This window comes from Burkholderia sp. AcTa6-5 (assembly GCF_017815075.1).
Lineage (GTDB): Bacteria > Pseudomonadota > Gammaproteobacteria > Burkholderiales > Burkholderiaceae > Burkholderia > Burkholderia sola.
On the sequence record NZ_JAGIQE010000012.1, the window covers coordinates 155,728 to 180,117 of the forward strand.

Sequence of the window (24,390 nt, forward strand, 5' to 3'; positions counted from 1 at the left end):
CATGAAAACATCCCGTCGGAGTTTCCTGATTACGAGCATCGGCGCCGTGTCCGCGCTGGCGCTGTCGCGCGAAGCGCTGGCCGATGCGCCGATGCTGTCGGAAACCGATCCGACCGCGGTGGCGCTCGGCTACAAGGCCGATGCCACGAAGGTCGACAAGACGAAGTACCCGAAATACGCGGCGGGCCAGGATTGCGCGGCCTGCATGCTGTATCAAGGCAAGAAGGGCTCGGCGTCGGGCCCGTGCGGCGCGTTCCCCGGCAAGCAGGTGTCGGCGAAGGGCTGGTGCAGCGCGTTCTCGAAGATGGGTTGAGGCCCGTGCGGCATCGTGCGATGCCGCAATGCGGCGAAAACCGCAACACGCTCGCCTTCCAACGATGGCGGGCGTTTTTTATTGCTTGAAAACGGTTCCCGCGTGCGGGACGCGGTTACGCAGCGCAAGGCACTTCGATACTGCTTCGGAGGCGTTCTGCCCAGCAATACGGGATGTGGCTGGATCGGCTATCGCTTCGACGTGTCACGCATGTCTTACGGAAGCTGTGCGGCGAGTCGATCGTAAAGGGAAGGCGGAAGCCCGATCGTCTCGAGGTTGTCGCCCTTGGGATAGATCAATGCGTCCTTTGTCCAGGTCAGGCTGACCAACGTCCCGGAGGTATCCCGGTAGGTTCGCTCGGCAAGCAGCCGCGTGACGTCGTTGCTGTACAGCCTCAGAATGATCGTGTCTCGGAAGTAGCAGTATTGCGCGACGTAGCGGCCGTCAGGCGCGTACTCGGTCACTTGATCGCGGGGACTGCAGGCGCCTCGCAATCGTGCGTCAAGCCAGTATCGCCACGCCATGCCAAGCACCATGAGGACCGCGAGTGTGATGACGACGCGCCGGACCGATGCGAAGACGATTCGGCTGGCTCGCTGCGTTTGGCCGGCTTGACCCGACCAGATGAAGCGTAGCGCGCGAATCATTGCGATCGATGCAATCACGATGGAAACGCTCGCGAATATCAGAACAAGCGTACCGATACCAATGGATTCTGCGGCGGCACTCATGAAAACTCGATCTCGATGGGTTCGGGGAGGGTTACGCAGCGATAGTCCGAGAAGATGACGAAGTCACCGCCGCGCCGGTGCCGTAGCTGCCACTCGCGAAACGACTTGTTTCTGACCGGATAGTAGATGTTGCCCCGGGACCGCTTGCCTTCGGCGACGACGGGATAGTCCAGCCAGCGAATGCCGGCAATTCCGGCTGCACCGGTCGCCGGCACGAGGACGACGCGCTTGTGGTTCCAGTGTCCGAGATATTGCGACTGTTCGCCGGTCCGGTCGGAAAACGTATAGTTGTCGCGTACGTAAAGATAGATCGACGTGATCGTTGCGTGACGCGCGTCGCGGTCGAATTCGGCATAGGCGACGGCCGCATAGATGTTGAACGACCCCAGCGCCCCCGTTAGATCATCCGGTAATCCGCTGTTGGTCAGCCGTTGGAGGATGAATTCGTCGAGCTTTTGGCCAAACGTACTTTCAACGCCGGCGAACTGAAACTGGAAGCGTTTGTGCAATTCCGCCAGGTTTCCATTGCAAAGCGCCAGCGCGTCGATCGTCGTATCGGTCATTCTGACACGGGACAAGCACCGGCGAAGTGATTCGACAGCCCGTGGCGTAGTGAGCCGTTCACGTTGTTGTAGCGCGTTGTATTGCGCCTGTGCACGAGGGTATTTGAGAACCCATTCGAGCTTGACGGATTTCATGTCGTACATGTCGGGGGGATAGGGTTGGCCCTCCTGATTGATGCATAGTGCCTCGTCCCTGTCGGTCGGCGAATAGTTCAACGCTCCGGCAAACCATTGCTCTATCAACCTCGCCGATACCGGCATGAACAGTCTCCGCATCATCGATAGCTTGGCGTCGTGGGCGATTTCGCAGCCTTCGATGCCTTCGCATCGAGCCCATTTCCTTAGCAGCCTGTTAGCCTTGTAATAAGGAATTTTGTCGTTGTCCATGATGGTGCCCGAGCAAAATTGTTGTGACCGGCCAACGTTCCGATACATGTCGAACATCGTGTGATCCGGCGCGTGGAATTGCATCGGGCGAAAGTTAATGGAAAGGAATGGCGCGGGAAATCAGACAAGGACGAAAGCGTTGTCTCCGCGCACGACTGACACCACGCGAATGGGTGGGATCCGTTGCACGGCTGGCGTGTTCTCGACGGAGCATGTCCGCTCGATCGTGCGATGCCGCAATGCGGCGAAAACCGCAAAACGCTCGCCTTCCAACGATGGCGGGTGTTTTTTATTGCTTGAAAACGGTTCCGTCGCTTTCTACACTCGCTGCACACCAGCGCGCCGCGGCATCCCGCGCGCCGAACCGCCCGACACGGCGAATTCATGAGGACGAGGCACGCATGGCGACGATTGCGAATTCAACGAAATTGACCCGGCCCGAGCGTGCGCTGAACCGGCGAGCCGTCGTGGCCGCCGTGATCGGCAATGCGCTCGAGTGGTACGACTTCACGGTGTTCGGCTTCATGACGGTCGTGATCGCCGAGCTGTTCTTCCCCACCTCGAGCGAATACTCGTCGCTGCTGCTCACCACCGCGACGTTCGGCGTCGCGTTCTTCATGCGCCCGATCGGCGGCATCGTGTTCGGGCTGTACGCGGACCGTGCGGGCCGCAAGGCCGCGCTGTCGCTGGTGATCCTGCTGATGACGGCCGGCATTTTCCTGCTCGCGATCGCGCCGCCCTATGCGGCGATCGGCATCGGCGGCCCGCTGCTGATCGTGCTCGGCCGCCTGCTGCAGGGCTTTTCCGCGGGCGGCGAATTCGGCAGCGCGACGGCGCTGCTGATCGAAGCGGCGCCGTTCTCGAAACGCGGTTTCTACGGCAGCTGGCAGATGGCGAGCCAGGCGGGCGCGCTGCTGATCGGCGCGCTCGTCGGCGCGGCCGTCACGCGCGGGCTGTCGCACGACGCGCTGCGCAACTGGGGCTGGCGCGTGCCGTTCGTCCTCGGGCTCGTGATCGGCCCGATCGGTTTCTACATCCGCCGTCATCTCGCGGATTCCGAAGCATTCCTGCATGCGCAGCAGAGCGCGCGCCGCGCGACGCTCGGCGAAGTGTTCACGCGCCACCCGCGCGAGGTGCTGTGCGGGCTCGGCTCGGTGATCGCGCTCACCGTGACGATCTACGTGCTGATCAGCTATCTGCCGACCTTCGCGGTGAAGCAGCTGAAGCTGCCCTATGCGGAATCGTTCTACGCGGTGATCGTCGGCAACCTGCTGCTGATGGTGCTGTCGCCGATCGCCGGCGCGTGGTCGGACCGCATCGGCCGCAAGGGGCTGTCGCTGTGGTCGCTGGCGCTGACGCTCGCGCTGATGTATCCGCTGTTCGCGTGGCTCGACGCGGCGCCGAGCATCGGGCGGCTGATCGCGGTGCAGGCCGTGCTGTCGGTGACGCTCGCGGGCTACTACGGGCCGTTCGGCGCGATGATCGCCGAGCTGTTCCCGGCCAACGTGCGCTCGACCGGGCTGTCGATCGCGTACAACGTCGCGGTGATGCTGTTCGGCGGCTTCGGCCAGTTCATCGTCACGTGGCTGATCAAGGTGACCGGCACGCCGCTCGCGCCGACCTATTACGTGATGGCGGGCATCGCGCTGTCGATCGTCGCGGTCGCGTTCGTGCCCGCGCGCAACGCCGACCTCGACGCGCCGGCGTGACGACATGACGATTTGACGACGGTCACCGCATCGTTTCGTAAAACGCAATGATGTGCTGCAGAACGCGGGGAAACGGTGCGTCGCCCCTTCGTGTTCGCACCCGAATTGTTTAGTCGTCGAACGAAACAAGCCGCGAAATGAACGAAATTGTCGCTCGCGCGCGTTGTCGCATTTTTTACCCCCACTAAAAATCGGCAAAAACCCGCCGGACATCTAGAAGAGTTTTTTCTCCAGCTTGTTGCCGCATCGTTAGCTCAAGTAATATCCGCGTACGCCGGACCCTGGCGGGACCGGTTCCGATCTGGAGACCTGGAGGAAACATGGAATACAACCGTCTGTTGCACACCCTGCGTGTTACCGCCATGGCAGGCGTGGCAGCGGCATCGCTCGGCGTCGCGGGCTCTGCATTCGCACAGATCCCGAACAAAACGCTCGTCTACTGCTCAGAAGGCAGCCCGGCGGGTTTCGATTCCGCGCAATTTACGACCGGCGTCGATTTCACCGCCGCCACGTTCACCGTCTACAACCGCCTCGTCGAATTCGAGCGCGGCGGCACGAAGGTCGAGCCCGGCCTCGCCGAGAAGTGGGACGTGTCGTCCGACGGCAAGGTGTACACGTTCCACCTGCGCCACGGCGTGAAGTTCCACACGACCGACTTCTTCAAGCCGACGCGTGAATTCAACGCGGACGACGTGCTGTTCTCGTTCCAGCGCATGCTCGACCCGAACAATGCGTTCCGCAAGGCGTACCCGGTGTCGTTCCCGTACTTCACCGACATGGGCCTCGACAAGCTGATCACGAAGATCGAGAAGGTCGATCCGTACACCGTGAAGTTCACGCTGGCCGAGCCGAACGCGCCGTTCATCCAGAACATGGCGATGGAATTCGCGTCGATCCTGTCGGCCGAATACGGCGATCAGCTGATGAAGGCCGGCAAGGCCGCCGACATCAACCAGAAGCCGGTCGGCACGGGCCCGTTCATCTTCCGCAGCTATACGAAGGATGCGACGATCCGCTTCGACGGCAATCCCGATTACTGGAAGAAGGGCGAAGTGAAGCTGTCGAAGCTGATCTTCTCGATCACGCCGGATCCGGGCGTGCGCGTGCAGAAGCTCAAGCGCAACGAATGCCAGGTGATGAGCTATCCGCGCCCGGCCGACATCGCGACGCTGAAGGCCGATTCGAACGTCGACATGCCGTCGCAGGCCGGCTTCAACCTCGGCTACCTCGCGTACAACGTCGAGCACAAGCCGGTCGACAAGCTCGAGGTGCGTCAGGCGCTCGACATGGCGATCAACAAGAAGGCGATCCTCGAGTCCGTCTACCAGGGCGCCGGCCAGGCCGCGACCGCGCCGATGCCGCCGACCCAATGGTCGTACGACAAGAACCTGAAGATGGCCGCCTATGACACCGCGAAGGCGAAGGCGCTGCTCGCGAAGGCAGGCTTCCCGAACGGTTTCGAGATCACGCTGTGGGCGATGCCGGTGCAGCGCGCGTACAACCCGAACGCCCGCCTGATGGCCGAGATGATCCAGGCCGACTGGGCGAAGATCGGCGTGAAGGCGAAGATCGTCACGTATGAATGGGGCGAGTACATCAAGCGCGCGCACTCGGGCGAGCAGGACACGATGCTGATCGGCTGGACGGGCGACAACGGCGACCCCGACAACTGGCTCGGCACGCTGCTCGGCTGCGAGGCGATCAAGGGCAACAACTTCTCGCACTGGTGCTACAAGCCGTTCGACGAACTGGTGCAGAAGGGCCGCACGACGACGGGGCAGGACGCGCGCACGAAGCTCTACACGCAGGCGCAGCAGATCTTCGCGCAACAGCTGCCGTTCTCGCCGATCGCGAACTCGACCGTTTACCAGCCGGTGCGCAAGAACGTGGTCGACATGCGTATCGAACCGCTCGGCTATGCGCGTTTCGACGGTGTCAGCGTGAAGTAACCGGGCTGGCGTAAGCTGTCGTCATTGAGAAAACCGGCTTGAAATCATCCGGCGGCGAGGGGCCAAAAGCCCTTCGTCGCCGGTCGCACATTTCCCACAAGAAAATACGAGACGCATCATGTTCAGATTCGTGTTGCGCCGCGTGGGGATGGTGATCCCGACTTTCATCGGCATCACCATCCTGGCGTTTGCGCTGATTCACCTGATACCGGGCGACCCCATCGAAGTGATGATGGGCGAGCGCGGCGTCGATCCCGCGATGCACGCAGAGGCGATGAAACGCCTCGGGCTCGACCAGCCGCTGCCCCTGCAGTACATCCACTACATCGGCCGGGCGCTGCATGGCGACCTCGGCATGTCGATCATCACCAACACGAGCGTCGCGGGCGAGTTCTTCGCGCGCTTCCCGGCGACCGTCGAACTGTCGCTGTGCGCGCTCGTGTTCGCGCTCGCGGTCGGTCTGCCGGCCGGCGTGATCGCCGCGCTGCGGCGCGGCTCGGTCGTCGACCACGGCGTGATGGGCACCGCGCTCACCGGCTATTCGATGCCGATCTTCTGGTGGGGGCTGATCCTCATCATGGTGTTCTCGTCGTATCTCGGCTGGACGCCCGTGTCGGGGCGCATCGCGGTCGAATACGATTTCCCGCACCCGACCGGCTTCATGCTGATCGACGCGCTGCTCGCGCCGGACGAAGGTTCGTTCAAGTCGGCGGTCAGCCACCTGATCCTGCCCGCGATCGTGCTCGGCACGATCCCGCTTGCGGTGATCGCGCGGATGACGCGCTCGTCGATGCTCGAAGTGTTGCGCGAGGACTACATCCGCACCGCCCGCGCGAAAGGGCTGTCGCCCGTGCGCGTGGTCGTCGTGCATGCGCTGCGCAATGCGCTGATCCCGGTCGTCACCGTGATCGGCCTGCAGATCGGCACGCTGCTTGCCGGCGCCGTGCTGACCGAGACGCTCTTTTCGTGGCCCGGCGTCGGCAAGTGGCTGATCGATGCGATCGGCCGCCGCGACTATCCGGTCGTCCAGGGCGGCATCCTGTTGATCGCGACGCTCGTGATCGTCGTGAACCTGGTCGTCGACCTGCTGTACGGCGTGCTGAATCCGCGCATCCGCCACACGAGGTAATTCCATGAGCAATCTGCAAAATACCCTGCCGACCGAATCCGCGCCGGCCGGCGGCCGTGCGCTCGCGCTGCGCGAGTTCTGGGCCAACTTCTCGCGCAACCGCGGCGCCGTCGGCGCGGGCATCGTCGTGATCGTGCTGATCGCAGTCGCCCTGCTCGCGCCGCTGATCGCGCCGCACAGCCCGGTCGAGCAATACCGCGACTACGTGAAGATTCCGCCCGCGTGGCTCGCCGGCGGCAACTGGCAATTCATCCTCGGCACCGACGAAGCGGGCCGCGACATCCTTTCGCGGCTGATGTTCGGCGCGCGGATGTCGTTCTGGATCGGCTTCGTATCGGTCGTGCTCGCGCTGATCCCCGGCATCGTGCTCGGGCTCGTCGCCGCGTTCTTCCAGAAGTGGGCCGACACGCCGGTGATGCGCATCATGGACGTGCTGCTCGCGCTGCCGTCGCTGCTGCTCGCGGTCGCGGTCGTCGCGATCATCGGCCCGGGCCTCACCAACACGATGTTCGCGATCGCGATCGTCGCGCTGCCGGCCTACGTGCGCCTCACGCGCGCGTCGGCGCTCGGCGAGCTGCAGAAAGAGTACGTGACCGCGTCGCGCGTGGCCGGCGCCGGCACGCTGCGGCTGATGTTCTCGCAGGTGCTGCCGAACTGCACGGCGCCGCTGATCGTGCAGGCGACGCTCGGCTTCTCGTCGGCGATTCTCGACGCGGCCGCGCTCGGCTTCCTCGGCCTCGGCGTGCAACCGCCGACCGCCGAGTGGGGCGCGATGCTCGCGTCCGCGCGCGACTACATCGACAACGCATGGTGGATCGTGACGATGCCCGGCCTGTCGATCCTGATTTCGGTGCTCGCGATCAACCTGCTCGGCGACGGGCTGCGCGACGCACTCGATCCCAAACTGAAGCGGATGGCGTGAGATGAAACAACCCCCACACTCACTATGTTCGCTGCCCCCCAAGGGGGCGGTCGCCCTCCTTGGGGCGGCCCGGCGGAGGACGACATGAGCCAAAATCTACTGACCATCCGCAATCTCGCGGTGAACTTCAACGGCCTGCCCGCGGTCGACCGGATCAACCTGTCGGTCGCGCCGGGCGAGGTGGTGGGCGTCGTCGGCGAATCGGGCTCGGGCAAGAGCGTGACGATGATGGCGCTGATGGGCCTGATCGACGCGCCCGGCAAGGTGACGGCCGACGAGGTCACGTTCAACGGCGTCGATCTCTTGAAGGCATCGCCGAAGGCGCGCCGCAAGATCGTCGGCAAGGACATCGCGATGGTGTTCCAGGACGCGCTGACGAGCCTGAACCCGAGCTACACGGTCGGCTACCAGATCAAGGAAGTGCTGAAGCTGCACGAAGGGCTGCGCGGCGACGCGCTGCACCGGCGCGCGCTGGAGCTGCTCGACCAGGTCGGCATTCCCGATGCGAAGAATCGCATCGCATCGTTTCCGCACCAGATGTCGGGCGGGATGAACCAGCGCGTGATGATCGCGATGGCCGTCGCGTGCAACCCGAAGCTGCTGATCGCCGACGAGCCGACCACCGCGCTCGACGTGACGATCCAGGCGCAGATCATGGATCTGCTCGTGAAGCTGCAGAAGGAGCGCGGGATGGCGCTCGTGCTGATCTCGCACGATCTGGCCGTGGTGTCGGAGGTCGCGCATCGCGTCGCGGTGATGTACGCGGGCGAGATCATCGAGACCAACCGCGTGCCCGACATCTTCCGCGCGCCGCATCATCCGTACACCGAAGCGCTGCTCGCGGCGATTCCCGAGCACAATCAGGGGGCGCGTCGCCTTGCCGCATTGCCGGGCATGGTGCCGGGCCGCGATGATCGCCCGTCCGGGTGCCTGTTCGCGCCGCGCTGCAAGTACGTCGTCGACGATTGCCGCAAGGCGCGGCCGGCGCTCGACGCGCTGGTGTCGGGCAACGATGCGATGCGCGCGCGCTGCATCAAGCCGCTCAATCTTTCCAACCTCGACGTGACGGGAGGCGCACGATGAACGCAGTCCAAGATACGCGCCACGCGTCGCACGACGAGGACGTCCTGGTGGCCGATGGCCTCGCGAAACACTACACGGTGAAGCGCGGGATGTTCGGGCAGGGCACGGTGAAGGCGCTGAACGGCGTGTCGTTCTCGCTGAAGCGCGGCAAGACGCTCGCCGTCGTCGGCGAGTCGGGCTGCGGGAAGTCGACGCTCGCGCGCCAACTGACGATGATCGAGACGCCCACCGCCGGCAGCCTCGTGATCGACGGCAAGAACGTCGCCGGCGCGAACCGCGAGACGGTCGCCGACCTGCGCCGCCGCGTGCAGATGGTGTTCCAGAACCCGTTCGCGTCGCTGAATCCGCGCAAGACCGTCGAGCAGACGCTCGCGGAGCCGCTCGAGATCAACGCGAACCTGACGGCCGCCGAGCGCGCCGCGCGCATCGCGCAGATCATGCGCACGGTCGGCCTGCGGCCCGAGCACGCGAAACGCTATCCGCACATGTTCTCGGGCGGCCAGCGCCAGCGGGTCGCGATCGCGCGCGCGATGATCCTCGATCCGCGCATCGTCGTCGCCGACGAGCCGGTGTCCGCGCTCGACGTGTCGATCCAGGCGCAGATCCTGAACCTGTTCATGGATCTGCAAGAGCAGTTCAAGACGAGCTACGTGTTCATCTCGCACAACCTGTCGGTGGTCGAGCATGTCGCGGACGACGTGATGGTGATGTACTTCGGCAGCGTCGCCGAGCTCGGCGACAAGGCGACGATCTACGCACGGCCGCGTCATCCGTACACGCGGGCGCTGATGTCGGCGACGCCGGCGATCTTCGAGGAAGATCGCCGCGTGCAGATCAAGCTGCAGGGCGAGTTGCCGTCGCCGCTCAATCCGCCGTCGGGCTGCTCGTTTCACCAGCGCTGCCCGTACGCGATCGAGCGGTGCCGCGTCGAGGAGCCGCCATTGCGCGAAGTCGACGGCCGGCGCGTGGCCTGCCATCGCGCCGAGGAGGTCGGGGAGGAGAATGCCTGAAGCGTTGGCGGCGCGCGTGTCCGGCGTGCGCCGTGCGGGAGCAGGCGGCGCGCGCGCGATGCGTGCGTACCGCGATGCGCGGCGCTGGAGCGTGCGTACCGTCACGGGCGCGGCGCTGGCCGGCGCGTGCGTGGCGGCCAGCGTCATGGTCCCCGTCGAACCGGCGCGCGCCGAAGGGCGTGCGCCGGCGACCTCGCCGATTCATCCGTCGCAGGTGCCGCGGCCCGGCATGAGCCTGCCGGGCTTCCATGCGCCGGCCGTGTCCGATGGCACGGTGTCGCGCGGCACCGTGCGCGTGCAGCCGGCGCGCATGCCGTTCTACGTCGCGACCCGCGGCAAGGTCACGCTCTACGTGCTCGGCACGCTGCACACGGGCGACCCGTCCGATTACCCGAGCGCGCAGCCGTTCCGGCCGCAGATCCTCGCGGCGCTCGCCGCGTCGCCGACGCTCGCGCTCGAGCTGTCGCCCGACGATCTGCTCGAATCGCAGGACGACGTGTCGAAGTACGGCGTGTGCCGCTACCCATGCCTGCAGCGCCTGCTGCCCGAGCCGCTGTGGCAGCGGCTCGCGGCGCGCCTGCGCGGCAACCCGGCCGCGCTCGCCGAGATCCGCAAGATGCGGCCGTGGCTCGCGGCGCTCGTCGTCGAGACCTACGATTCGCTGTCGGCCGGCCTGCAGACCGAATACGGCACCGAGGCGCAACTGCAGAACGTGTTCCTGAAGCGCAAGGGCGGCCGCGTGATCGGGCTCGAGACGCTCGCCGAACAGATGCGCGCATTCACCGGGCTGACGCTCGCCGAGCAGCGCGAGATGCTCGCGCAGGACATGGTGCAGACGCCCGCGCAGAACGCCGACGACATCAAGGCGCTGCATCGACTGTGGCGAATTGGCGACGCCGATGCGATCGCCGCGTGGGCCGTCGCGAAGAGCGAGCGGCTCGCGCGTTCGAAGGCGTTGTCGGCGTCGCTCGACAACAAGATCGTGTACGAGCGCAACCGGCGCTTCGTTGCACGGATGACGGCAATCGCCGCGCCGAACCGGCCGTTGTTCGTCGCGATCGGCGCGCTGCATCTGGGCGGCTCGCGCGGCGTGCTCGAATTGTTGCGCCAGCAAGGATACCGGGTCGACGCGAACTGATCGCGCCCGGCTGTCCGCACCGATCTTCCCCTGTTTGATCGACGTCGCGCGCCCCGCGCGAGGCGCTTGCGCGCGGGGCGTCGGTCGATAAGGAAAACCCTCGAATCATCGGAAAATAGCGTTTAAAACGATTGACATCCCGATCGGCCGATATCTATTCTTCATCCCACAAGTTGAAAAAATGAAAAGAATAGATAAGTTCTACGGGGTAGCAGAAATAAAGCGCGGGGTGAGCGTCGCCGGCACGTGAAGCACGTGCCGGCCGCGGAGAGTCTGCATGCACGGCGGGGCCAATCGTCGTCGAACAACATAGGCATGCAGGTCGACTTGCACATAAGCGACGTTCCGTCGTCTGACCGGGGAAGGCAGTGATCGGGCGGCGGCGGACGTTTTTTAATCCGGAATATTTTTCCGGTCACCGTCGAAAGACGGTTTCGGGGGATGAATCGACAGACGGCGAAGCCGCAGCGATTGCATCAACGTAAAAGCGCCACGAGGGCGCTTTTTTCTTTGGTGCGATGAAAACGTGCGGTGAGCGGGCAACGTCGCGAATGCGTCGAGTGCGTCGAACGGGCAGTTACGCGCCTTCGTCGGCCTGCACCGCTCCGGGCGCCACCACGTCGACGCCGGCGGCCTCGAGCGCCGCGCGGATCCGCTTCGCGAACGCCAGCGCATGCGGCCCGTCGCCATGCAGGCAGACGGTCTGCGCATTGAGCGGCACCCATTCGCCGCTCAGCGCGCGCACCTGCCGGTTGCGCACCATGTCGAGCGTGCGCGCGAGCACCGCATCCTCATCGTCGATCAACGCGCCGGGCTGGCTGCGCGGCACCAGCGAGCCGTCCGCGCGGTAGCCCCGATCGGCGAACACTTCCTCCACCGCGGCGAGCCCCGCATGCCGCGCGGCCGCGACGAATACGCTGTTCGCGAGCCCGAACACCGCGAGCGACGGATCGAAGTCGTGGATCGCGGACACCACCGCGTCGGCGATCAGCGGGTCGCGCGCGGCCTGGTTGTACAGCGCGCCGTGCGGTTTCACGTGCGCGATGCGCCCGCCCTCGGCCTGCGCGATCGCCGACAGCGCGCCGAGCTGGTACAGCACGCCCGCATAGATGTCGCCGGCCGGCAGCTGCATTTCCTTGCGGCCGAAATTCTCCGGATCGTGAAAGCTCGGGTGCGCGCCGATCGACACGCCTTTCTGCACGGCCCAGCGCACGCAGTCGCGCATCGCATTCGCGCCGCCTGCATGCCAGCCGCATGCGATGTTCGCCGACGTGACGAGGTCGAGCAGCGCCTCGTCCGATCCGCATCCTTCGCCGAGATCGGCATTCAGATCGATTTCCATATGTTCCTCGTCCACTGGTTGCGTGGCGCGTCTTTCGTTACCGCTTCCGCCATTGTCACGCCGCGCGCGATTGCGCGCGGCGGCGCGCTTCCTCGCGCATCTCGATCGCGACGTCGATCTGGCGCAGGTACGCCCGTTCCGCGACGAGGGCGGCGCGCGCGGCGTCGGGCGTCGTGCGCACGAAGCGGATCGGCAGGTTGAGCCGCGCCTGCGCGAGCTTCCACAGGTCGGCGCGGATCACCGTGCCGATCTTCGGGTACCCGCCGGTGGTCTGCGCGTCGTGCATCAGCACGATCGGCTGGCCGTTCGGCGGCACCTGGATCGTGCCCGGCAGCACCGCGTGCGACAGCAGCTCGGCCGGCCGCTCGCGCACCAGCTCGGCGCCGGCGAGGCGATAGCCCATCCGGTTGCTGTTCGCGGTGACGAGCCATTCCTCGTCCCAGAACGCCTGCTGCGAATCGGCCGCGAACGACGCGTAGTCCGGGCCCGGCAGCACGCGTACGGGCATCGCCCACGGCGCATGCGCGGGGCGGTGACGGCGCGGCGGCTCGTCGACGCGCACGAACGCGCACCACGCCGGCGCCTTCACGCCGAATTCGGGCGCGTCGGCCGCGAGGCAGCCGGCGCCGGCCGGCGGCGCGCCGACCGGCAGCCGGTCGCCGTCGCGCAGCGTGCGACCGCCGAGGCCGCCGAAGCGCGACGCGAGATCGGTGCTGCGCGAGCCGAGCATCGGCAGCACGTCGATGCCGCCCGCGATGCACAGGTAGCCGCGCATCCCGCGTTTCGCGGCCGGCAGCACGAGCGTCTGGCCGGCGTCGACCGGCAGGCTCCACCACGAATACACGGGCTTGCCGTCGAGCGTCGCGCCGAACTCGGTGCCGGTGATCGCGATGCGCGTGGCGCGCGTGAAGCGGAACGTGGCGGGGCCGATCGTGATTTCGACGGCCGCCGCGTCGGGGCGGTTGCCGACGAGCCGGTTGCCGACTTCGAGCGCGAGGCCGTCGAGCGCGCCGCCTTGCGCGACGCCGAGATGGCGCGTGCCGCGGCGCCCGAGATCCTGCACGGTCGACAGCGGGCCGGCCCGCACGACCTCGACGGTGCCCGGTGCGTTGCTCTGGGTCATCGTGCGTCGACTCCCGCAATGGTGAAGCGTACGCGGTCGCCGGGCAGCAGCAGCGTCGGCTGCGGCCGCGCCGGATCGAACAGCCGCTGCGACGTGTGGCCGATCAGCTGCCAGCCGCCGGGCGACGTGGCCGGGTAGATGCCCGTCTGCGCGCCGCCGATGCCGACCGAGCCGGCCGGCACCTCGAGGCGCGGCGCCGCGCGGCGCGGCGTATGCAGCGACGCGTCGAGGCCGCCCAGATACGCGAAGCCCGGCTGGAATCCGACGAAGAACACGACGTAGGCGCCGGCCGCGTGGCGTGCGACGACCTCGTCGGCCGACAGCCCCGTGTGCGCTGCGACGGCGGCCAGGTCGGGGCCGGCGGCCCCGCCGTACTCGACCGGGATTTCGACCTCGCGGCCGTCCGCGTGCTCGACGTCGGCCGTCTCCCACGCGTCGCGCAGCGCGGGCGTGAGCGAGTCGGCCGTCGCGGCGAGCGGGTCGAACACGATGGTCAGGTTGTTCATGCCGGGGACGACGTCGATCACGTCGGGCCACGCGCGCGCGGCCGCGGCCACGGCCCAGACGCGGCGCTGGCAATCGAGCGTGGCGGGCGGCGGCACCTCGCAGACGAGGGCGGCATCGCCGAGCGGATAAATGCGGGGTGGCGTCATCGGACTGGCACGGTTCGGACGGCAATGTTAGCGCACATTGTCAATAAAATATCGACAACTTCTCAATAAGCGTTTTCGCCTAGCTCGTAGGCCGGGGCTTCTGGCGTACACTCGGGCACGTCCTGTCATCCGGCTTGCGCCGCCTTTCCATGAAGCGTCCTGCGACCAAGATCGTGTCATCCGAACACCTCGTTTCCGATTCGAGCGCGGAGCTGTCGGAACTCGAATACGGGCTCATCATGGCCGGCAACGCGTTCAACCGCTGGATGGTGCGCTGCATGTCGGCGGCGGGCGCGAAGGACATGACGGCGGTCGAGGTCTCGCTGCTGCATCACGTCAGCCATCGCGAACGCAAGAAGAAGCTCGCCGACATCTGCTTCGTGCTCAATATCGAGGATACGCACGTCGCGACCTATGCGCTGAAAAAACTGATCGCCCGCGGCTATGTGAAAAGCGAGAAGAGCGGCAAGGAAGTGTTCTTCTTCGCGACCGACGCGGGCCGCGAGCTGTGCCTGAAGTACCGCGAGGTGCGCGAGCATTGCCTGATCGAGACGCTGAAGGACAGCGGCCTCACCAACGCGCAGATCGGAGACGCGGCGCAGTTGCTGCGCCACGCGTCGGGCCTCTACGACACGGCCGCGCGCGCGGCGGCGTCGCTGTAACCGAGCGCGGAAACGGTCGGTCGCCGCGACGCGCTCACGGCAAGCCGCGACGATCGCGGCGCCGCGCGCGCCATCATCCGGCGGCCGGGTAAAGCGCACCGTCGGTGACGATCCAGCGCAGCGCGAGATCGTGCGCCTCGGCCGGCAGCGCATCGACGCGGCACGCTTCGTACGCGATGCCGACCGTCACGGGCAGCGTGTCGCCCGGCCAGGCGGCGAGCGTGCGATCGTAGTAGCCGCCGCCGTAGCCGAGCCGGTAGCGCTGCGGATCGAATCCCACGCACGGAATCAGCAAAAGATCGGGCACGACGACGATTCCCGACGCCGGTTCGGGAATCCGGTGATGGCCTTCGCGCATCGGCGTGTGCGCGTCCCACGCGTGGAACGCGAGCGGCGTGTGACGCTCGCCGATCACCGGCAGCGCGGCGCACCGGCCGGGCCCCGCCGCGCACCATGCGAGCACCGCGTCGCGCGCATCGAATTCGCCCGGCAGCGGCCAGTAGAACCCGACCGTGCGCGGCGCCAGACGGTCGAGCAGCGTGCGCAGCCGCGCATCGAGCGCGGCGTTCGCGGCGGGTTGCGACGCGGCGTCGCGACGGGCGCCGGACAGCGTTTTGCGCAGCGCAACCTTCGGGTTCGGCACAGGGTTGCGTGCTATGCTTTCGGTCACTTCGTGCTCCATTCAAAACGATGTCGAACAGCCTTTTCCGAGTATATCGCGCGGTCGCGCTCGCGCTTTCGGCCGCCGCGCTCGTCGCCGGCACGGCCGCATGCGCCGCACCGAACGACGACACGCTCGCCGGGGACGACCAGATCTTCGTGCAGCTTCGCGAAGCCGCACGCCGCAACGACGCCGCGAAGGCCGCGCAGCTCGCGTCGATGATCCCGAACTATCCGGTGCCGTCCTACGTCGAGTATTTCCAGATCAAGCCGCAGTTGTTCGATTCGACGGGCCGCGCGCGCGTCGATGCGCCGGACGCGCCCGTGCAGTCGTTCCTGCAGCGCTACGACGGCCAGGCGATCGCCGATCGCCTGCGCAACGACTACCTGCTCGTGCTCGGCGCGCGCCACGACTGGCGCAATTTCGACGACCAGTACAAGCGCTTCGTGCTCGACGACGACACGCAGGTCAAGTGCTACGCGCTCGAGTCGCGCGCGGCGCGCAACGAGAACGTCGCCGACGCGGCGCGCGCGCTGCTCGTCGAGCCGAAGAACTACGGCGATGCGTGCGTCGACCTGATCACCGCGCTCACCGTCAACCAGCAGTTCACGAGCGACGACGTGTGGCAGCAGGCGCGCCTCGCGTACGAGCAGAACTACACGACGCTCGGCGGCAAGATCGTCGACGCGCTCGGCCCGCGCCCCGTCGGCTTCGACCAGGCGACGAGCGCGCCGCCGCTGTACCTCGCGCGCGGCGTCGGGGCTGACGCCGCATCGCATCAGATCGCGCTGATCGCGCTCAGCCGCATGGCGCGCAACGATCCGGACGCCGCCGCCGGGATGCTGACGACGGTCGCGCCGTCGCTGACCAAGCAGGAGCAGGCGATCGCGTGGGGCGCGATCGGCTACCAGGGCGCGATCAAGCGCTCGCCGATGGCGTCGGTCTGGTATGCGAAATCGGCGAACGCGCCGCTGTCGAATCCCGGCTACGAATGGCGCACGCGCGCCGCGCTGCTCGCCGGCAACTGGCCGATGGTGCGCTGGTCGATCGAGCAGATGCCGCCGTCGCTGCGCAACGACCCGGCGTGGATCTACTGGCATGCGCGCGCGCTCAAGCAGAGCGGCGACACGCTGCAGGCGAACCAGGAATTCGAGCAGGTCGCCGGCCAGTTCAACTTCTACGGGCAGTTGGCCGGCGAAGAGCTCGGCCAGCGCACGACGATTCCGCCGCGCACGAAGGTGAGCGACGCCGAGGTCGACGCGATGGGCAAGATTCCGGGCTTCGCGCTCGCGCAACGCTTCTACGCGCTGAACCTGCGCCTCGAAGGCAATCGCGAATGGAACTGGCCGCTGCGCGGGATGACCGATCGCCAGCTGCTCGCGGCCGCCGAATACGGCAAGCGCGTCGAACTGCTCGACCGCACGGTCAACACGGCCGACCGCACGAAAGCCGAGCACGATTTCACGCTGCGCTATCCGTCGCCGTACCGCACGACCGTCGAGCGCTACGCGCAATCGACGGGACTCGACGTCGAATGGGCGTACGGGCTGATCCGCCAGGAATCGCGCTTCATCATCAGCGCGCGTTCGTCGGTGGGCGCGGGCGGCCTGATGCAGCTGATGCCGGCGACGGCCCAGATGGTCGCGAAGAAGCTCGGCATGGGCACGATCTCGCGTGCGCAGATGCACGATATCGACACCAACATCCAGCTCGGCACCTGGTATCTCGCGGACATCTACAACAACTTCGACAGCTCGCCGGTGCTCGCCACGGCCGGCTACAACGCGGGCCCGGGGCGGCCGCGCCAGTGGCGCCAGGTGTTGACGCAGCCGGTCGAAGGCGCGATCTTCGCGGAGACGATTCCGTTCAACGAGACGCGCGACTACGTGAAGAACGTGCTGTCGAACACCGTCTACTACGCGGCGCTCTTCGAGGGCAAACCGCAGTCGTTGAAGAAACGTCTAGGCATGATCTCGCCCTGATACGCAATCTTCACACTGCCGCGCGAGACGCGGCAGTGTTCTTTTTAGGACTCGAACAATGGATCGCCAGACCGTCGCGCTGCTGGGCGGCACCGGCTTCATCGGCAGCCGGCTCGTCAATGCGCTGATCGACGCCGGCAAGCAGGTGCGGATCGGCACGCGGCGGCGCGACCACGCGCGCCACCTGCAGATGCTGCCGGTCGACATCGTCGAACTCGATGCGCTCGACACGCGCACGCTCGCGCGCTTCGTCGCCGGCGCGCACGCGGCGATCAACCTGATCGGCGTGCTGCACGGCGGCCGGGGCACGCCGTACGGGCCCGGCTTCGAGCGCGCGCACGTTGCGCTGCCGGCCGCGCTGGCGACCGCCTGCACCGAGGTCGGCGTGCAGCGCCTGCTGCACATGAGCGCGCTCGGCGCCGATTCGCACGGCGCGAGCATGTACCAGCGCTCGAAGGGCGACGGCGAAGCCGCGCTGCATGCGGTCGCGGCCACCGATTCGCTCGCGCTGACGATCTTCCGGCCGTCGGTCGTGTTCGGCCCGGGCGACGCCTTCCTCAATACGTTCGCGAAACTGCAGCGCACGGTCCCCGTGTTGCCGCTCGCGATGCCCGACGCGCGTTTCCAGCCGGTGTTCGTCGGCGACGTCGTGCGCGCGTTCGTCAACACGCTCGATCTCGCGGGTGCGCACGGCAAGACCTACGAACTCGGCGGCCCGACCGTCTACACGCTCGAGCAACTGGTGCGCTACTGCGGCACGCTGGTCGGCCGGCAGGCACGCATCGTGCGGCTGCCCGACGCGCTTGCGCGGCTGCAGGCGAGCGTGTTCGAATGCCTGCCGGGGGAGCCGGTGCTCACGCGCGACAATCTCGCGACGATGTCGGTGCCGAACGTGCTGTCGGGGCCGCTCGCGCCGGAACTCGGGCTCTCGCCCGCGAGTCTCGAAAGCATTGCGCCCGCGTATCTCGGCGAAGCGCCGACGCGCTCGCGGTTCGACTGGTTCCGCTCGCGTCGCTAATACCCGCGGGGCGCCGCCGGTCGGCGCCTTTCGTTTCCTGTTTCGCATTTTTCGGAACCCCGTCATGAAGCTCGTCATTGGAGACAAGAACTACTCGTCGTGGTCGATGCGGCCGTGGCTGCTGCTCGCGCATTTCGGCATCCCGTTCGACGAGATCGTGGTCGAACTGCGCCGCGACGACACGGCCGCGCGCATCCGCGAATACTCGCCGACCGGCAAGGTGCCGTGTCTGGTCGACGATCACGGCGCGGCGATCTGGGATTCGCTCGCGATCGCCGAGACGCTCGCCGAGCGCTATCCGCAATTCCCGATGTGGCCGGCCGACCCGCTCGCGCGTGCGCATGCGCGCTGCGTGTCCGCCGAGATGCATTCGGGCTTCATGGCGCTGCGCACGCAGATGGGCATGAGCATCCGCGCGTCGATGCCGGGGCGCGGCGCGACGCCCGACGCGCTCGCCGACGTCGCGCGCATCGACGCGCTGTGGAGCGAATGCATCGAGGCGTCGGGCGGGCCGTTCCTGTTCGGCGAATTCGGGATCGCCGATGCGATGTATGCGCCCGTCGTGATGCGCTTCAACACGTATGCGCCGGCGCTGTCGCCGGAGGCGGCCGGCTATGCGGCGCGCGTGACGGCGCTGCCGGCGGTGCAGCGGTGGATCGATGCCGCGCGCCGCGAAACCAACGTGATCGCCGAATACGAACCGCAGCCATGAACATCTACGCAGTAGGCGGAGCAATCCGCGACGAATTGCTCGGCGTGCCGGTGCAGGATCGCGACTACGTGGTGGTCGGCGCGACGCCCGAGCAGATGACCGCGCAGGGCTTCCGGCCGGTCGGCAAGGATTTCCCGGTGTTCCTGCATCCGCAGACGCAGGAGGAATACGCGCTCGCGCGCACCGAGCGCAAGACGGCGGCCGGCTATCACGGCTTCCGGTTCCATTACGCGCCGGATGTGACGCTCGACGAGGATCTCGCGCGGCGCGACCTGACGATCAACGCGATGGCGCGCGAGGTGAGCCCGGAAGGCGCGCTGGTCGGCCCGGTGATCGATCCGTTCGACGGGCAGGCCGACCTGCGCGCGCGCGTGTTCCGGCACGTGAGCGACGCGTTCGTCGAGGATCCGGTGCGGATCCTGCGCATCGCGCGCTTCGCCGCACGGTTCGCGGATTTCACGGTCGCCGACGAAACGCTCGCGCTGATGCGGCGGATGGTCGACGCGGGCGAGGTCGACGCGCTCGTGCCCGAGCGCGTGTGGCAGGAAATCGCGCGCGGGCTGATGGAGGCGAAGCCGTCGCGGATGTTCGCGGTGCTGCGCGACTGCGGCGCGCTCGCGCGCATCCTGCCGGAGGTCGACGCGCTGTGGGGCGTGCCGCAGCGCGCCGATTACCACCCGGAAGTCGATACCGGCGTGCACGTGATGATGGTCGTCGACTACGCGGCGAAGCAGGGCTATTCGCTGGCGGTGCGCTTCGCGGCGCTCACGCACGATCTCGGCAAGGGCACGACGCCCGCGGACGTGCTGCCGCGCCACGTCGGCCACGAAAGCCGCAGCGTCGAGCTGCTCAAGCCGTTGTGCGAGCGGCTGCGCGTGCCGAACGAATGCCGCGATCTCGCGCTGGTGGTCGCGCGCGAGCACGGCAACCTGCATCGCGTGATGGAGATGGGCGCGGCCGCGCTGGTGCGGCTCTTCGAGCGCAGCGACGCGCTGCGCAAGCCGGCGCGCTTCGCCGAGTTGCTGCAGGCGTGCGAATCGGACGCGCGCGGCCGGCTCGGGCTCGATGCGCAGCCGTATCCGCAGGCCGAGCGGCTGCGCGTCGCGCTCGCGGCCGCGCGCAGCGTCGATGCCGGCGCGATCGCGCGTGGCATCGGCAGCGACACGGAGAAGATCAAGGAAGCCGTGCATCGCGCGCGGATCCAGGCCGTCGCGCAGGCGCTCGCGATCGGCGAGTAGTCGACGAATAGTCGGCGAGTAATCGGCGCGGAACCGGGCGCGCGGCATGTGCGCCCGTCGGCCGTTACGGTTTCTTCCTGCGCGCCGGCGTCGCGGCCGCCGGGCGTTTGCCGGCGGCGGCGCGCGGCTTCGCCGAACCCTTCTTGTCGGCTGCGTCAACCTTGGACGGCCGCGCCGCGGCGGCGTCGCGAACATCCCGTCTGGGCGTCGGCGCACGGCGGCTCACGCGCGGCTCGGCGGGCTTCGACTGCCGGATTTCCGTCGTCGCGGACGCGAATTCCGCCGAACTGTCGTCGAACAGCGGCAGCGTGCTGACGGTGATCAGCTCGACCGGCCCGTCGCCGACATTGGCCACGCGATGCCGCTTGCGCGCGTCGAAGTGCAGCGAGTCGCCGGGCCCCAGCGGGTAATTCTTCCTGCCGACCGTGTAGCAGACGCGGCCGGCCAGCACGTACACGAATTCGTCGCCGCCGTGCGCGACCCATTCCGACCGGTAGCCTTCCATCATCTGCACTTTCAGCGCGTTGATCTGGCTGCCGTCGAACGTGGTGGACAGCCGTTCGTACCATTGCGACGCGGCGTCGAGCGCGTACGGCTTGCGGCTGCCCTCGTGCGAATCGGGCTGCGGCTGGCGAGGCTGCTCGATCAGCGTGCCGAGCGGCACGCCCAGCGCCTTCGCGACGTTGACGAGCGACGACAGCGAGATGCCCGTCAGATGACGCTCGACCTGCGACAGGAACCCGACCGACAGTTTCGCTTCGGTCGCGACTTCCAGCAGCGTCTTCTTCGCTTCCCGGCGCAGGCGGCGAATGCGCTGGCCGATACGCATGAGGTCTGAATCCATGAATCTCTTTCGTGGCAACGAGTCGGGGCGCGGGCACGGCGGCGGTGCGCTCGCCGGGGCGGAGGCCGGCGCATTGTACCGCGCAGCATCGCCGGGTGAATTGGCGCTGTGCCGGGATCCGCAGGCCGTGCGCCGATTTTAGTCCTACGAAAATTTTGGCTTGACCTCGATTTCGGCCTGCTCTAGATTCTGTCGCGCATCAAACAAAGTTAAGTGAGACGAAAATTTGCCGAGAGCGGCCGCTGGAACCGCGGCGCGGTCCGGCGGCGCGTCGCGCCATGCGCGACCTGCGCCGCGGCGACGTGTCGTGTCAGGCAGCAGCGCTGCCGCGACGCGCCGCTAGCCGCGGACAACAATGAATAACGGGCATCCGATGATCGACCGACTGAAATACAGCTTCTCCGGCCTTTCCCCGTACGACGCGTCCGTCGCCGAGACCCAGGCCGGCCTGTCGCGCCTGCTCGATGCCGCGCGACTCGACGCGGTGGTGATCACGTCGCAGGACGAGTACGTGACCGAGTACCTGCCGCGCAGCAACAACCCGCGCTACGCGGTGTCGGGCTTCGACGGCTCGGCCGGCTGCGGGATCTTCCTGAGCGCGGCGACCGCGCAGGCGCTTGGCGTGCCGCCGTTCGTGCTGTTCGTCGACGGCCGCTATCACTTCCAGGCCGACGAGCAGTGCGATCCGGCGCGCGTGCGCGTCGAGAAGCTCGGCATCGACGTGACGATCTGGCAGGCGATGGCCGACTGGCTGGTCGCGCACGCGAGCCGGCTCGCGCGGGTCGGCTACGACGCGCGGCGGATCAGCGTCGCGCAGCGCAACCGGTTGTTCGAGCAGACGCAGGCCGCGACGCTCGACTGGACGAGCCTCGCCGATCGCGAAATCGACCAGGCGATCGCGCTGCCGGGCTGGAACGTCGAGCGGCCGATCTTCGAGATTCCCGCCACGATGACCGGCCTGAGCGTCGCGCAGAACCTCGACACGCTGAACCGCCGGCTCGCCGCGCATACCGGCGCGGCCGACGGCAAGACCGCGTTCTTCACCTGCGCGTCGGACGATCTCGCGTATCTGCTGAACAGCCGCGGCTATCACATCCCGAATGCGTCGTCGCACCTCGGCTTCCTGTTCGCGATCGGCGCTCAGGTGGCGTTGTTCTTGCCGGAAGGCTGCGACCGCTGCGAGGTCGCGCTCGATTCGTATCCGGCGCTGCACGTGATCCGGCGCGACGTCGCGGCGCTCGAGCGCTTTCTCGCGCAGTTCGCGGTCGACCACGTGTGCTACGGGTTCGAATCGGTGAACTGCGCGCTCGTCGACGCGGTGAACCGCGTGTGGCCGCACGCGCGGCATGCCGATTTCAACCCGGTCGAGGCGATGCGGGCGAGCAAGACGCCGGCAGTGCTCGACCAGTTCCGCGACGCGTTCGCGCGCAGCGCCGCGGCGATCGCCGAGACGATGCGCTGGGCAAAGACCGGCGAGCCGGGCGTGCGCCACACCGAGTACGACCTCGCGCGCACGATCAACGACGCATACGGCGCCCGTTCGGCGGTCGCGCTGTCGTTTCCGTCGATCGCGGCGAACGGCGCGAACAGCGCGTTCGCGCATTACACGGCGGCGAGCGCCGACGTCGAGCTGACCGAAGGCGAACTCGTGCTGCTCGACAGCGGCGCGTACTACGAAGCCGGCTTCGCGACGGACTGCACGCGCGTCGTGCTGCGTCGCACGCGGCCGGACACGGTCGCGCAGCCGTGGCAGCGCGAGATCTACACGGTCGCGCTGAAGGCCTGCATCAAGGGGCTCGTCACGCGCTTTCCGGCGAGCGCGACAGGCGGCGACGTCGATGCGCTGGTGCGGCAGGTGTGTCGCGATCACGGCCATGATTTTGGCCACGGCACCGGGCACGGCGTCGGGATTCACGTGCACGAGGGCGGCGTGCGGTTCGCGCCGGGCGCGCGTTACGGGCTGGTGCCGAATGCGGTGATTTCGGTCGAGCCGGGCATCTATCTGCCGGGCAAGGGCGGCGTGCGGATCGAGAACATCGTGATCGTGCGGCCCGACGACGCGCAGCCCGGCACCGTGACGTTCGAGAACATCGTGACGGTCGGCTACGACTGGGACCTGATCGATCTGGATCTGCTGGACGACGCCGAGCGTGCGTACCTGCGCGACTACGAGCGGCGGTGCGTGGAAAGCGGCACGCAGGTCACCGCGTGTCCGCTGCTGTAACGAAGGGAAGGGACAGGCGCGGCTGCAGGGCGGCCGCGCGGTGCGACGTCGGCCGGTCAGCGCGCGAGCGCCGACACGCGTCCGTCGGGGCCGTACACGCCGGACGGCGCGGGCGCCGAGCGCAGCACCGCGAGCGCGCGCTCGTTGTAGTCCATCCGGATCCGGATCAGCATCCCGTTGTTCGCATTGGCCTGGCGCGCGCGTTCGGCGGCCTGTTGCAGCAGTTGCCAGCGGCCCGCGAGGCGCGCATCGCGCTCGGCCGCCTGGTCCATGCCTTTCTTGCCGGCCGGAAAGCCGAGCGCGGAAAGCTGCGTGTCGCGCGTGCGTTCGAGCTGCGCGAGCCGGTCGATCAGTTCGCTTTTCTTCTCGACGATGCCGGGCAGCATCTCGAGCGGCTCGGCCGTCGTCAGCGCCTTTTCCTCGTAGACGAGCAGGGACGCGAACGCCTCGATCGTCGCGTGTTCGTCGTTGACCGTGGCCAGCAGCTCTTCTCTCATCGCGTCATGCTCGTCACGCCGGTGCGTGCGGTGTCGCGCGCGCCGGCAAACCGGGTGACCCGGCCACGAGGCCGGGGCTTAGCTGCCCTGCGGGCGCTGCTGCTGCAGCAGTTCGCGGGCGGTGTTCAATACGCCGTCGGCAATCTTGTTCGCGTCGATCGTCAGCGTGCCGTCGTTCAGCGCGTCCTTGATCGACTGGACCAGACCCGTGTCGATATCGGCGTCGCCCGACGCGGATACCGAACGCAGCTGGCCGGACAGACCCGACAGGTTGACGTTCGTGTCGCTGCCGCTCGATCCTGCATCGGCTGCCTGTGCGGACGACTGGGCCGTGCCGGACGGCGCACGGGCCGCGCCGGTGCCGGTCGGCGCGAGGGGGCTCGGTTTCGGAGTGGAATCGATCTTCACGATGGGTTTCCTGTACGGTTTGACCCAGATAACGGCCGGGTCGGCCCGAACTTTAGCATCGCGAGCCCGAAATGCCCCGAATAAACAATTCT

23 protein-coding genes are annotated in these 24,390 nt (G+C 67.3%); 14 read left to right on the forward strand and 9 right to left on the reverse strand.

Translation table 11 applies throughout. The features are described from left to right. Nucleotide 1: 1 nt before the first annotated feature. Nucleotides 2-313: a high-potential iron-sulfur protein gene (locus J8I33_RS18050; RefSeq protein WP_021163765.1), complete on the forward strand. Its 312-nt coding sequence runs from the start codon at nucleotides 2-4 to the stop codon at nucleotides 311-313. A gap of 215 nt (nucleotides 314-528) precedes the next feature. Here J8I33_RS18050 and J8I33_RS18055 read toward each other — a convergent pair whose 3' ends face one another. Then, a complete protein-coding gene (locus J8I33_RS18055; RefSeq protein ID WP_209938441.1) occupies nucleotides 529-1,044 on the reverse strand; it encodes a hypothetical protein in 516 nt (171 codons plus the stop codon). Then, complete coding sequence (locus J8I33_RS18060; protein ID WP_209938443.1) at nucleotides 1,041-2,051, reverse strand: DUF6402 family protein; 1,011 nt, start codon at nucleotides 2,049-2,051, stop codon at nucleotides 1,041-1,043. Before J8I33_RS18060 ends, J8I33_RS18055 begins: the two co-directional genes overlap by 4 nt. A gap of 344 nt (nucleotides 2,052-2,395) precedes the next feature. Between J8I33_RS18060 and J8I33_RS18065 the strand changes: the two genes are divergently transcribed. From J8I33_RS18065 to J8I33_RS18095, 7 genes are all read left to right on the forward strand, one after another. Next, nucleotides 2,396-3,703 (forward strand): MFS transporter, encoded by a 1,308-nt coding sequence (locus tag J8I33_RS18065; protein ID WP_209938445.1) that lies wholly within the window; start codon nucleotides 2,396-2,398, stop codon nucleotides 3,701-3,703. Nucleotides 3,704-4,023: 320 nt separating this feature from the next. After that, complete coding sequence (locus tag J8I33_RS18070; RefSeq protein ID WP_050014244.1) at nucleotides 4,024-5,652, forward strand: ABC transporter substrate-binding protein; 1,629 nt, start codon at nucleotides 4,024-4,026, stop codon at nucleotides 5,650-5,652. A gap of 118 nt (nucleotides 5,653-5,770) precedes the next feature. After that, nucleotides 5,771-6,781 (forward strand): ABC transporter permease subunit, encoded by a 1,011-nt coding sequence (locus tag J8I33_RS18075; RefSeq protein WP_050014245.1) that lies wholly within the window; start codon nucleotides 5,771-5,773, stop codon nucleotides 6,779-6,781. A 4-nt stretch (nucleotides 6,782-6,785) separates the two neighbouring features. After that, entirely contained in the window at nucleotides 6,786-7,703 is a 918-nt protein-coding gene (locus tag J8I33_RS18080) for an ABC transporter permease subunit (RefSeq protein WP_006489141.1), read from the forward strand. Between the two features lie 84 nt (nucleotides 7,704-7,787). Then, entirely contained in the window at nucleotides 7,788-8,786 is a 999-nt protein-coding gene (locus J8I33_RS18085; protein ID WP_209928143.1) for an ABC transporter ATP-binding protein, read from the forward strand. Beyond that, complete coding sequence (locus tag J8I33_RS18090; protein ID WP_050014247.1) at nucleotides 8,783-9,796, forward strand: peptide ABC transporter ATP-binding protein; 1,014 nt, start codon at nucleotides 8,783-8,785, stop codon at nucleotides 9,794-9,796. Before J8I33_RS18085 ends, J8I33_RS18090 begins: the two co-directional genes overlap by 4 nt. After that, on the forward strand, nucleotides 9,789-10,934 hold the full coding sequence (locus J8I33_RS18095) for a TraB/GumN family protein (RefSeq protein ID WP_050014248.1): 1,146 nt from the start codon (nucleotides 9,789-9,791) through the stop codon (nucleotides 10,932-10,934). The genes J8I33_RS18090 and J8I33_RS18095 overlap by 8 nt, the downstream gene beginning before the upstream one ends. 577 nt (nucleotides 10,935-11,511) lie before the next feature. Here the strand turns inward: J8I33_RS18095 and pxpA are convergent. Genes pxpA through pxpB form a run of 3 tightly spaced genes read right to left on the reverse strand, consistent with a single transcriptional unit; the run spans nucleotide 11,512 to nucleotide 14,052 of the window. Further along, the gene (gene pxpA, locus J8I33_RS18100; RefSeq protein ID WP_050014249.1) at nucleotides 11,512-12,276 is read right to left on the reverse strand and encodes a 5-oxoprolinase subunit PxpA; all 765 of its coding nucleotides are present in this window, start codon (nucleotides 12,274-12,276) and stop codon (nucleotides 11,512-11,514) included. A 55-nt stretch (nucleotides 12,277-12,331) separates the two neighbouring features. Then, entirely contained in the window at nucleotides 12,332-13,399 is a 1,068-nt protein-coding gene (locus J8I33_RS18105; protein ID WP_050014250.1) for a biotin-dependent carboxyltransferase family protein, read from the reverse strand. After that, nucleotides 13,396-14,052, reverse strand: coding sequence for a 5-oxoprolinase subunit PxpB (gene pxpB, locus J8I33_RS18110; protein ID WP_050014251.1), 657 nt, complete (start codon nucleotides 14,050-14,052; stop codon nucleotides 13,396-13,398). Before pxpB ends, J8I33_RS18105 begins: the two co-directional genes overlap by 4 nt. 149 nt (nucleotides 14,053-14,201) lie before the next feature. Here pxpB and J8I33_RS18115 point away from each other — a divergent pair, with 149 nt between their 5' ends. Next, nucleotides 14,202-14,714 (forward strand): winged helix DNA-binding protein, encoded by a 513-nt coding sequence (locus J8I33_RS18115; RefSeq protein ID WP_057924555.1) that lies wholly within the window; start codon nucleotides 14,202-14,204, stop codon nucleotides 14,712-14,714. Nucleotides 14,715-14,787: 73 nt separating this feature from the next. Here J8I33_RS18115 and J8I33_RS18120 read toward each other — a convergent pair whose 3' ends face one another. Further along, on the reverse strand, nucleotides 14,788-15,396 hold the full coding sequence (locus J8I33_RS18120; RefSeq protein WP_124557366.1) for a 5-formyltetrahydrofolate cyclo-ligase: 609 nt from the start codon (nucleotides 15,394-15,396) through the stop codon (nucleotides 14,788-14,790). A gap of 8 nt (nucleotides 15,397-15,404) precedes the next feature. Between J8I33_RS18120 and J8I33_RS18125 the strand changes: the two genes are divergently transcribed. The 4 genes from J8I33_RS18125 (at nucleotide 15,405) to J8I33_RS18140 (ending at nucleotide 20,325) form a co-directional block, all read left to right on the forward strand. Then, complete coding sequence (locus J8I33_RS18125) at nucleotides 15,405-17,357, forward strand: lytic transglycosylase domain-containing protein (RefSeq protein WP_050014253.1); 1,953 nt, start codon at nucleotides 15,405-15,407, stop codon at nucleotides 17,355-17,357. A gap of 58 nt (nucleotides 17,358-17,415) precedes the next feature. After that, nucleotides 17,416-18,375 carry a complex I NDUFA9 subunit family protein gene (locus tag J8I33_RS18130; RefSeq protein ID WP_124680326.1) on the forward strand — a complete coding sequence of 320 codons (960 nt, stop codon included), beginning with the start codon at nucleotides 17,416-17,418 and terminating at the stop codon, nucleotides 18,373-18,375. A 64-nt stretch (nucleotides 18,376-18,439) separates the two neighbouring features. Then, on the forward strand, nucleotides 18,440-19,087 hold the full coding sequence (locus tag J8I33_RS18135) for a glutathione S-transferase family protein (protein WP_124557368.1): 648 nt from the start codon (nucleotides 18,440-18,442) through the stop codon (nucleotides 19,085-19,087). Further along, nucleotides 19,084-20,325: a multifunctional CCA addition/repair protein gene (locus tag J8I33_RS18140; protein ID WP_124638315.1), complete on the forward strand. Its 1,242-nt coding sequence runs from the start codon at nucleotides 19,084-19,086 to the stop codon at nucleotides 20,323-20,325. Before J8I33_RS18135 ends, J8I33_RS18140 begins: the two co-directional genes overlap by 4 nt. A 64-nt stretch (nucleotides 20,326-20,389) precedes the next feature. On the opposite strand, the gene J8I33_RS18145 is transcribed toward J8I33_RS18140, so the two are convergent. Beyond that, complete coding sequence (locus J8I33_RS18145; RefSeq protein ID WP_089488900.1) at nucleotides 20,390-21,169, reverse strand: XRE family transcriptional regulator; 780 nt, start codon at nucleotides 21,167-21,169, stop codon at nucleotides 20,390-20,392. A gap of 373 nt (nucleotides 21,170-21,542) precedes the next feature. On the opposite strand from J8I33_RS18145, the gene J8I33_RS18150 reads away from it, so the two are divergent. Beyond that, on the forward strand, nucleotides 21,543-23,393 hold the full coding sequence (locus J8I33_RS18150) for a M24 family metallopeptidase (protein ID WP_209938462.1): 1,851 nt from the start codon (nucleotides 21,543-21,545) through the stop codon (nucleotides 23,391-23,393). A 56-nt stretch (nucleotides 23,394-23,449) separates the two neighbouring features. Here the strand turns inward: J8I33_RS18150 and J8I33_RS18155 are convergent, their stop codons facing one another. Together J8I33_RS18155 and flgM are read right to left on the reverse strand one after the other, a co-directional pair. Continuing rightward, nucleotides 23,450-23,890, reverse strand: a complete 441-nt coding sequence (locus J8I33_RS18155; protein ID WP_124557371.1) for a flagellar protein FlgN — start codon at nucleotides 23,888-23,890, stop codon at nucleotides 23,450-23,452. Between the two features lie 78 nt (nucleotides 23,891-23,968). Then, the gene (flgM, locus tag J8I33_RS18160; RefSeq protein ID WP_050014260.1) at nucleotides 23,969-24,298 is read right to left on the reverse strand and encodes a flagellar biosynthesis anti-sigma factor FlgM; all 330 of its coding nucleotides are present in this window, start codon (nucleotides 24,296-24,298) and stop codon (nucleotides 23,969-23,971) included. Nucleotides 24,299-24,390 lie beyond the last annotated feature (92 nt).